This is a genomic window from Leptothoe spongobia TAU-MAC 1115, assembly GCF_018739885.1.
GTDB lineage: Bacteria > Cyanobacteriota > Cyanobacteriia > Phormidesmidales > Phormidesmidaceae > Leptothoe > Leptothoe spongobia.
This window is the reverse complement of record NZ_JADOES010000002.1, coordinates 1-9,843: the sequence shown is the minus strand read 5'-3', so window position 1 is coordinate 9,843 and position 9,843 is coordinate 1. Positions and strand designations below refer to the sequence as shown.

Here is a 9,843-nt window from a genome sequence, read left to right as displayed (position 1 = left end):
TAAGTTTAGCGATTTTTGAGGATATGAAATCGCTTTAGGTGTTAATTTTTTTAGCGTAAGGAGTTAAGAAATGAGTAAAGGGTGATCAGGGGATCAATAGTGTTTAATTACTATCTGTTATTTCCCTTGAGAGCCTCTAGATATCTCCTCTGAAGGTTAATGTAAGTAGGTTGTCCCAATTATGCTTCAGATACCGAGGCCCCCTCCCGTCCCCCAATACTGGGGGAGACTAGACTCAAAGCCCCCAGTATTGGGGGTTTGGGGGCTTATACGAGGAAGCCAAACATCTGATCTTCTATCTTATAAACGATTAGGCTAACCTACTTAAATGCTTGTAACATTACTCTTTAAAGTCTGCTAAATTCTTGAATAGCAAAGAGATTACAACTCGTCAACTGGCTGCGTTTGCGGGACTCACACCTCAAGAACATGAATCGGGAACGTCCGTCAAGGGTAAAACTCGCTTGTGTAAAATCGGTAATCGCTGATTGAGAAAAGCGCTTTACTTTCCGGCTTTGGTTTTATTGCAACGGTGTCCTCAGGCTCAGACCTTTCGTGAACGCTTATTGGCCGCAGGCAAATGCAAGATGCAAGTGGTGGGAGCATTGATGCATAAGCTTATCAGAGTCATATGTGGGGTACTTAAATCTAGAAAACCCTTTGACCCTGATAAACTTATGCCAGCCGCTTGACAACTAGAGTTCAGAACAGTACGCTTGCTGGGTTAAACATCAAAGCAAAACACGATCATTCTGCCTCGACGCTTCCAGTGTTTTTTGTCTTGAGGCATTGCTTTTAGCGCATCGGCTTCTGATTTAAGAATAAATTGCATCTCTCCTGGAACGATAGTGCAATCGATGAATTCCCAAGATCGATCAATCCCTGCTGCTCGTTCTGCTTCAAAGTCAGTTAAGATTTCGCCGCATTTGATAGAGCATCGATGGCGTAATGTAGCTTTTTCCCAGGTTGCTGTGTAATGGGGATGTTTTTCGCTATCTGCTCCTAGGCAGGTAGTTTGGAAAAATTTGGGTTTCTCGGTGTTGCCGTAATTGAAGCCTAAAAATACGGTAATAACTTGAAAGTTACCGGCTGGGTCATTGGCAACTAGTAAATTATTGCCGTCATTCATAAATGTGCGCCAGGTGGCTTCGTCATTACAGACAACAGGCTGCTGATCTTGCAAGATATATCGTTGTAAATCTTTGGGATTATCTGACAATGCAGCCATAAGCAATTCCAGCCTTAACCATCAACGATAATAACAAGTATAAACCTTGTTCCTTATATTGGTCTAAATCGTAGGACAATGAGAGCATAAAGGAATGATGTTATTTTCATTTTCAAGAGAGTATGATGACTGAACTACAAGAAGCAAGAGAAGTTGCTATCGGTCTTGGTGGAGCTATTACAGATAATAGCGTTGGTTTTATTGCTTGCTTTTCAGATGAACCCATTGCTGAGCACTATCTCACTCTAGTTGAGGATTATGAATCATTGGCTTCTGAGAAACATGATAGATGTGTGGTGACAATTATTGCGGCTAGCTTAATGTAAGGTAATTTCTCATGATGCTTGAAATAAAGCTTAGGGTACTGAGATGCCATGGAGCGAGGAGAACGTAATCTTTGGCAACGTCGGTATTGGGAACATTGGATTCGCGATGAGCGAGATTTTGCAACGCATTGTGATTATATTCATTACAATCCGGTACGTCATGGTTTGTGTGAGAAACCGCAGAATTGGAAGTATCCGAGTTTGCATCGGTTTATTGCGGAGGGAATTTATCCACCGAATTGGTGTCAAGAGGAGAGTCCAATAATTCCTCACGATATTTGGGATAAGATGTAGGGTGCTGTGTAGCGAAGCGTAACGCACCTTATCAAAGGGTTTTGGAGTGGTGCGTTAGCTCTTGGAAGTGGTGCGTTGTCACGCACCCTACCTCTATACCTGTTCAGTTGAACAAGAGAGAGTCACGCACCCTACCTGGCTTCATCAATCTTCAAAACAAGTTGTCACGTTTACACTTTCTTCTTAAGATTAATGTTTATTCCATTTTTTGACAGGTCTCTTATATCCTGATCGGTTGCTGTGCGGTGTTCTATATTGTTGTTTTCGAAAATTTTCTTCTTGTCATTCGGCATCAGCTGAGCCCCCGGAATAGATTTGCCCGCTCGAATCTCGTCTATTCCCTTACTGAATGTACAGCAATGATTCTCCTTATCTGGTCTTATAGTAAAGGGCTCCTTGGTGAGCAACGCGTAGTCGCCACTAGGGCCGATCTTCACTCTATTAAAACTATCAGTGAAGTAATTAACTGTTCTTGCCGCTTGTTCGTATGTTAATTCCGTGTCCTGGACGAGGACCTCGTCCACCGGTTTTCTGTCCGCCGTGCGCTTGCCGATTTGTTTGCCGTTCTTACTCTTGCTGTCGTCCATGGTCCCGAGGCTGGTATAGCGACCCACTGTTGCTTTCTCACCTTTATAGGTCCTGAAGTTGTACAACTTCCCGTTGTCGTTGTTATTTGGACTTTGCCCTTGTTGTAGTAATTTTTTCATCTCCTTTGTCTGCTTTTCCACTGGACTGATTCCGACCAATCCCTTGTTTTTCTCGAACGCCTCCTTTATTCCTATTATTTTCTTCTTTTCGTTGGGATTCGATTCATTTTTTTCTTTTCGATTAAAATTCGCAAGAATTGATTGGTAACTCTTTCCGGTAAACAGGGTCTGCTCGTGTCCTGGGATCTGACGACCCTTAAATTCGATATTGTATCTTAATATTTTGTAGGTTTTGAAACGTTTTTGGGTGTTGAAGTTGTTGAAGTTGAAGACGTTGTTGGCGTATTTTCCTACTTTCTTGACTATTTTACTGAACATCCGTCCGTCGGCATCATTGTTGGTAATTGGATTCCCTCCCACAAACCCATACAAATTCAACCCATCCACCGTCCCCGCCGGATCACAACTCATCCACCGCCCCAACCACGGCGCATAATACCGCGCCCCATAGTAATACAACCCCGTACTCCCATCCCGCTCCTTCCCCGAATAACGATAATGCTTTAACTTCACCTCAGCCGCATTCCGCCCCGCCACAAACGCCGTCCCCCCATAGGGAAAATACTCCTCATAACTAATCAACTGCCCCGCATCATCCACTTCCATCGCCGCCGACCCCAGATGATTCTCCAACTGATACCTCACCTGGATCCGCTTCACTCCCGCAGGTGGTTCACCCTCCGTCCAACGGTTGCGCACCGCAATGCACCGCTCATCATCCATCACCCGCAAACACCGACGTTCCTCCGTCAGTGTTTCATCTCGCCGCGTTCGACGAATCTCCACCCCACCTAAATAAACCACCTCTTCCACGTGGGCCACCGTCCCCCCACTGCCATAGCGCTCCATCACCTTCCGCACCCGGTCGCCGCTGCTGTCATACACATAAAACTCCACATCATTCAGCCCATTCTCTTTCCGGTCAACGATGGTCACACTGGCAATATTGTCCCGATAATTCCAGCGGATCGGCCCCATCCCCTTCGTCCGCGTTTGATTCCCATTGGCGTCAAAAAAGCGGTCAATCTCCACCGCCGCTGCCATCGGTTGAGGCTGAGTCGCCGTCAACAAATCACTCTCCACCGCCCGATTCGACCGATCAGAAACCGTCAAACGCTGGGTATGATTCCCATGATTGCTCTCATGCCGGATCCGATATAAATTCCCTCCATCATCATAGGAATAACGACGAATATAATTCTCCACCGCCTGCCCATTATTCAAACTCTGCAACGGCACAAAGTCCTCATCAGGCAAGGGACTACGCTGTCTCTGCCCTAATGCCATATGTTGTCGCCCCGTCGCCTCCTCCAAGCGATACAGCGCATCATAGCTATAGGTCGAAACCGGATCCACCTTCTGGTTGTTATTAAACACCGTATCCCAAGCCTTATCCCCAATCTGAGTAATATTGCCCACCGGATCATAAACATAATTCAAATCCTGCAACAGAGACTGATCCGGTCGCTGGGTCAAAATCCGTTTCAGATAGAACGTTTCTCGTTCATACTCATAGGTAGTCGTTACCCCATTGCCATACTCAATCTGCGTCCGCTGCCCCTTCGCATCATACTCAATACGGTTCACATAGCTGGTTGGCTCTGTCTCTTCACTGTGGGTTATCTGCAGCTGCACCAGCGACCCCGTCAAGTCATACACCGGACGATGCACATTCTCATCCGCATCCCTCTCTTCAATCACTCGTCCCAGCGCATCATAGCGAGCTGTTGATACGTAAATCTCATCCTGCAGCAGCTCCTCATCGGATTGAGTCTCTCCATTCCAATTCGCCTCCAGCTTATACTCATCCCGCAGTTGGCGTTGAGTTGTCAGAGGCTGTCCATCCAAACTATAGGCATCCACCTGCACCCGACCCGCCGAGTCATAGTGCTGATAAAGCTGCCCCCGTAAATTCTTCGCCTCAGCATCCTCCACACTATCCCCATAAACCATCCGCTCCACCCAATTATCCAAGGCTTGCTCTCCATCACCCCCCTTAACCCCCACAGCCACCGGACGGTGCAGCGCATCATACTCTGTCGTCACCACAAACCCACGAGCATCACAACCATAGATCGGATTCCCCATCACATTGTTCAGACTCCACTGGGTACCCCCATCCGCACTCACCGTCCGCAGCTCCGTCTGCATCAGGTCATATTCCATCTGAAAATTTTTCAGGTCCGACCCCTGGGCTGCCAAACGCGGATCAACACTGGACAGCTGATTGCCCACAATATCTAACCCATACCGAGTTTCTAACCGTCGCTGATCCGACCGCAGCTGGATCTCCCGCACCGTCTGCCCCAAATTATCCAACACCTTAATCTCAGGCGTATCGTAAAACTGTGCCGCTTTTTCCAGAGCCTGCCGTTCCGCTGCTGGCAAATCCTTGTTATTGTGATTCTTTTTGTAATAAGGGGAGTCCTTTACCGTATCGTTCTCGTCATAGTGCTGCTCTTCCCAGGGCGTAAACTCCACCTTTGTAAAAAAGCCCTTAGGCGTATCCATCCGAATCGGGCGATCCAGCGGATCATAATGCAGCTCCGACGACACCCCATACCGATTCAGACTCGGATGGTCCACATACCCATGGGTATCAATATAGTAGGGCTCATACTCACGAATCGGCTTGCCCTTGTTGTTATATAGCTTATGGCCAGAACTCAACCACCGAGTGCTTGTCTCTTTCTCTTCTAAACTGCCATCCGCCTTAACAGAAAACACCTTACCCGCATCCACCCGCATTTTCGTTTGCACTTCCCGCCCAAACCCATCACTGTAGGTAATCTGGGTCTGCACTCGGGTATCAGCATTGTAATTTTCAGCTATCAGATTAACCGCATAAACCGGCTGCTGGTTATCCTTCCAGGCAAATAGATCGTAGTAAAAATAACTGCCGGTTCCCTGCAGATAAGTTTGAGGATTGCTGATGGCATCTGCCATCTTAAAGGCAGGTAGAGGAGCATCACTTACCTCAGAAAACCCAACTCGTTTACCATTTTCCGTCCCATAGAGAGACGTCAGCATCACCATCCCTAGCGGATCAAATCTGACCGCTGAAACATTGTTGTTTAGATCCGTTATTTTTTGCGGCTGCAGGGTTTGATAATCAATTGTCTCTACAGTCATTTCGTTGCCAATGGCATCGGTAACCTTTTTCACCAACAGCTTGTGGTTATCGTATTCAACCTGGCTGATATGCCCAAATGGATCGGTGGTGTGAGTCGGCAAATAAAAGTGATCTTGCCCTCCATAGGTCTGGGTCAGTCCAGGGTTCCACCAATACCCCTGATCAAACTGGTACTTCCCTTGATCCCTCAGATAGGTCTCTAACTCCGATGTATTCAACACCTCAGAAAACACCGACTCAATTTTCTGTTTTTCCACCACAGCCCCTTCGCTGCGGGCCAATAACCCCTGAGGCCCCACCTGCCCTGAACCCAAAATCTGATCTAAGGATTGATTCCAATAAAAGTGACGTTCCCAGCTCAGTCGAGTCCGCTTGGCAGCACTAATTTTTTCAGCAATTCTTTCAGAGTCAAAATACTCCTTGCCAGCATCTAACCCTAATCCCGTTAGCTCATAGGTCTGACTTTCTACCGGCACCCCCAACAGCCTAACCCCATTATTTTGATCCAGATGGACAAACCGATTTTCGGTATAGGTCACCTTCAAACTCTTTTGTTCTGGTAGGGCATCAGCTGCTCGCCGCCCATAGGCAATGGCGCAGCTCTGTTCCACATTGCCATAATCATCAATTTTGACCGTAATGGTGTGGGCAATGCGTGGATCCTCAGGATTGCGCTCATAGGCATAGGCCAGGTTTTCCCGTTCCCAAACGTAGAAAACCGCATCTTGATTGTTGCCTTGCGATCGCAAGCACTTAATCTTAAACCCCGCTTCACTGACGCTATAGGGATTTTTCTTTAACGCTGACTTATCCAGCCCATATACCTCCGATCGCAACACGGTAGCCTTCAACGCCATATGGGCCTGCCGCACCTCTGTATCGTTAGGAGTATGGTCTCCCCACTCAAATACCGGCTTAAACACCTGAGCCGCCCGTGCGTCGCCCTTAAAATACTCTTGCTCGTACTGCTCAAATAAAGACGCCTCTTGCTGCCATGCCCCCGTGTGATACCAGGTCTTAGTCAAAATGGGTGACACATCGGTAGATTTAGCCTGATCAGAAATGGTCTCCGCGTCCTGCCGTTCCACCCGACCAAAGCCCCGAAACTCATGCTCAGCCCGATCGTAATAGCCATGGTGATAGCTGTAGAGACTCACCAATCGCGTCTGGGAAATCTGATCAATCGCCTCCACCTTTTCCACCACCTGCACCGGGAAAGGCAGCTTGGTCACCCAGGGCGTTCCCTGTCGCTTATCTTGCAGATAAAACCGAGTTGAGCTGGCATAGGTGATGTTGGTGATCGCTCCAAGATTGTTGTTGATTGTATTCAACAAATAAGGCTTTTTCTTACCGCAAAAGTCGTAATACCAATGGCGCGGCTCTACATGGTTTTCACTAAATACCACCCCCGTCGTCCCATTGCCTAAAATGTCGGCAAAGTTAATTTGCTGTAAGTTATCCCACCGACTGGGCAAAGCAATCGTCAACGGGTCACTAAAGGCATTACCGCTGTGGTTAAACCAAATCTGGATGCGATCTCTACTCACATAGGCAATATCCGCCGTTCCCGATCCATCAATATCCACCAAAAATAGTCGAGACGCATCCAGTCTCCCCTCAAATCGAGGGGCATCGCCCAACTGCACCTTGTTCCCAAACTTGCCATAGCCTAGATTGGGCCAGCATTCCACTGCCCCATTGGTAATCCTCACCAGATGCTGCTTCCCGGTGCCAAACAGATCCGCAAACTGCAGCACCTCTTCCACATCCCCAGACTTAGCCATAGGCAGTTCATGCTCCCGCTGCCGTAGTAGCGGCAAGGCAAATCCGCGCTCCCCCTCAGACGGGTAAACCTGTAGACGATCACGGTCGACCAGGAGAATATCCATCAACCCGTCCCCCGTCACATCCACCATCTGGTTGCGAAGATTGCTAAAGTCAGTGGGAAACTGGGAAAAAGGCTGAAATCCCTGCCAGGTATCCTGATCAGGATCATAGTGATAATAACCACTGGCCCCAGGGTCGCTAACCACCAAGGCAGTACGGCCATCCCCTGCTAGATCCATCAACATCCGGTTAGACGCTTGCACCTGACGCTCGATGGGAAAACTCTCAAGCTGTTTAGGCTGGGCATATCGGACACCGACATCAGCGCCATTACTGGTTCCCTGAGGTTCCCAATACAGCGTCGTTGCTCCATCACTATAGAGCACCCCTGGAATCCCCTCCCCATAGAGATCGATCGACTGATAATTGGGCGGTAAATTCAAACCCGGCAGCGGTTGCTCGGCATCCTGGGTAATTGCTTCAAACGTATACTTCTTAGGCGTAAACGTCGTATATCCAAATTCTATCGGCGGCAGTCCCTTGGCTTCATACTCAGCTGCTTGGCCATTCTTTTTGGGGTGATACCGATAGCCAACGGATTCTGCAGTCTTTAGTTGTGTCAGGTTTGGTTGCTGATCATAGTGAAAGCGGGTGGCATGCACAAGAATTGGAGTTTCACCTAACTCCTCCTCAAACCGATGAAACATCAAGATATTTCGACATAACCGATGGGTACGCATCTCAAACCCAGCATGGTAGGTCGAAAAAGGATCTTGACGATTTTTCCACGGATTAATTGGAGTATAGGGATTAGCCGGAATATAGGTCTGCTTAGCCTTTAGAGAGGCTGAACTAATCTCATACTCACCGTAGTCAAACACCACTTCAAAATACCACTTAGTAGCTTGAAGATCTTGTCCCTCTACTAAAGGAGCGTCATTGCCATATTTAATCCGCTCAATATACTTATTAGCCGTTTGCACCCGGTTCTTTTCAAAAAGAACATCAGGAACATTTGTAGTATCTTCTGCCTTATATTGATAAACGACACAATTCCCTGTAGCGTCAAAGACTTCTTCCAATAACCATTGGAATACCTGATTGGGCTGCTCGGGATTATAAATCCGTGCCTGGTTTGTTTTGCCAAACAAACTGATAACATTCTCTGCACTCACCACCCGCCAGTGAGTCTCCTTTGTCGTCTTGTGTGTCCAACGTTCAATTTTGGCAAATAATCCTTCTACCCGTGGCCGATAAGCTATTACCGTATAGTCAGGATCGCCACTTTCAGGAGGTTTTCCAGCAACAACGGGCACTAAGTCCTCTGCATTAGAAAACAAGAAGATATCTGTATTACGATCTGTATCGTTATATTTAGGAATGGCCTTTGACGTCTTACGGGCAATATTAGGAATCGTCAGATCAAACCCCAAGCCAAATATGCCATTGCCCGAGCCAGAACTATAGCCAACACTTAATTGGGGCTCACTTCCCCGACAGGGCGTGGTTGGAATAGGGATAGACAGGGTCGCCGCACCTGTAAACTCCGTGGACTGGAACGTTTCTCCAATTCCCTGAATCGCTCCCCCACCCTTAGGTAAAGACAGTTGAGGAGTCTCGATCCGACGATCATTGTTCATAAGTACTCCATCCACGAAGATAACAAGTAAGAATACTTGTATTCGAGTAATCTTTGGATTTTATGCCTCTTCCAGCAAAGGAGGAATAATGTGATCATAAATCTTGATTAACGGATGCATCAATTCGCAAACCGTGTTCCTGTTCTACACCGGTTCAATGATCGAATGGTGACAAGACTAACTTTCTTTGCGAGCAATGAGTCAGGGTATAACCGCAAATAGTCAGAGCATGACCTGATCACCCTTCTCGATTAGTGGATCCCAAGCGGAAATACAGTCAGCCATGGATAGTCGCTTTAGCTGTAAGACTACTTATGCCACCAACAAGCCCGTGCCCATGAGCAGATGCAAGGGTATTATCAGCCTCTATCAGAGAAGGATCGTCTTTTCCAATGCTGAAGTTATCTACAAAACCCATCGACAGCTTGGCATTCCTTTTGGGTACGTTTGGTTAGCCATGGCGATTCAGCCTTAGACGGTTGTGCTTTGTGGTGAGTTTTTTTGCCCCAAGAATGAATGATAATGTAGTAGTTGTTTTTCAGAAGACAATAAGGATCTTAAACAGCTTGAGCCCGAAATTTGAGGGACGATTATACTGAGTCAATCTATCTGGGCGTAATTAAGTGTTGTGGGATGGGTGTTTCAAAGAGCTTTTAGGTACTGAAGGAAACAACTCATCAAAGCGTTG

3 protein-coding genes and 2 pseudogenes are annotated in these 9,843 nt (G+C 47.3%); 3 read left to right on the top strand and 2 right to left on the bottom strand.

Features of this window, described 5'->3' with window-relative positions; all coding sequences use genetic code 11:
• Positions 1-383 precede the first annotated feature (383 nt).
• Positions 384-692 (top strand): annotated as a pseudogene (locus tag IXB50_RS22930) (transposase); the annotation flags it as partial.
• 32 nt (positions 693-724) lie between these two features.
• Here the strand turns inward: IXB50_RS22930 and IXB50_RS00985 are convergent.
• Positions 725-1,228 (bottom strand): hypothetical protein, encoded by a 504-nt coding sequence (locus IXB50_RS00985; protein ID WP_215607072.1) that lies wholly within the window; start codon positions 1,226-1,228, stop codon positions 725-727.
• A 122-nt stretch (positions 1,229-1,350) separates the two neighbouring features.
• Here IXB50_RS00985 and IXB50_RS00980 point away from each other — a divergent pair, with 122 nt between their 5' ends.
• Entirely contained in the window at positions 1,351-1,554 is a 204-nt protein-coding gene (locus tag IXB50_RS00980) for a hypothetical protein (RefSeq protein WP_215607071.1), read from the top strand.
• Positions 1,555-1,605: 51 nt separating this feature from the next.
• Positions 1,606-1,848 (top strand): annotated as a pseudogene (locus IXB50_RS00975) (transposase); the annotation flags it as partial.
• 170 nt (positions 1,849-2,018) lie between these two features.
• Here the strand turns inward: IXB50_RS00975 and IXB50_RS00970 are convergent.
• Entirely contained in the window at positions 2,019-9,155 is a 7,137-nt protein-coding gene (locus IXB50_RS00970) for a SpvB/TcaC N-terminal domain-containing protein (protein WP_215607069.1), read from the bottom strand.
• Positions 9,156-9,843 lie beyond the last annotated feature (688 nt).

Excerpts from the sequence above, each read along its gene's own strand:
- IXB50_RS00980 (WP_215607071.1), top strand. The coding sequence starts at position 1,351 with ATGATGACTGAACTACAAGAAGCAAGAGAAGTTGCTATCGGTCTTGGT.
- IXB50_RS00985 (WP_215607072.1), bottom strand. The coding sequence starts at position 1,228 with ATGGCTGCATTGTCAGATAATCCCAAAGATTTACAACGATATATCTTG.
- IXB50_RS00970 (WP_215607069.1), bottom strand. The coding sequence starts at position 9,155 with ATGAACAATGATCGTCGGATCGAGACTCCTCAACTGTCTTTACCTAAG.